The organism is Mycobacterium montefiorense (assembly GCF_003112775.1).
Classification (GTDB): Bacteria; Actinomycetota; Actinomycetes; order Mycobacteriales; family Mycobacteriaceae; genus Mycobacterium; species Mycobacterium montefiorense.
Window position 1 is genome coordinate 1 of sequence record NZ_BFCH01000049.1, and the last position, 613, is coordinate 613.

At 59.1% G+C, this 613-nt stretch carries 1 protein-coding gene; it reads right to left on the bottom strand.

From position 1 onward, the window contains the following. On the bottom strand, window positions 1–613 hold a 613-nt coding region (locus tag DB708_RS27020), incomplete at both ends, for an AMP-binding protein (RefSeq protein ID WP_165839945.1).

Genomic DNA, 613 nt, shown 5'->3' on the forward strand with positions numbered 1-613 from the left:
CGCAACCACCCATCCAACACAAACAACCCAAGATGACCCAACGGCACCCCAATAGGACTGACACTGCTATCAATATCGCCGAGGGTGACCTCACGAAACGACGCATGCACCGTGGTCTCAGTGGTGCCATACATGTTGATCAAACGCGGCAAACCCGCATGGTTGTCCAACCACGCCCCCACCCGCGCAGGCTCCAACGCCTCACCACCGAACACCACAGCCTCGAGCTTGAGTTGACTCGCCACCTCAGGCTGCGCCGCATCAACACCTTGCAACGCATAAAACGCCGACGGTGTCTGACTCAACACCGTGACCTGCTCAGCCACCAACAACGCGTGGAAATCCTGCGGCGAAGAAACCACGTCTTCGGGCACCACCACCAACCGCCCACCACGCAACAAGGCACCCCAGATCTCCCACACCGAAACGTCGAAGCTATAGGAATGCCACTGCGACCACACACCCTCACGCGGGAGTCTGGTATCCAGCGAGTCGATCAGGTCGGTGACGTTGCGGTGCGCAATCCCAACACCTTTAGGCACACCGGTAGTGCCCGAGGTGTAAATGATGTACGCAATATCGTCAGGATCGGGCGCCGTGACTGCGGTGGTGG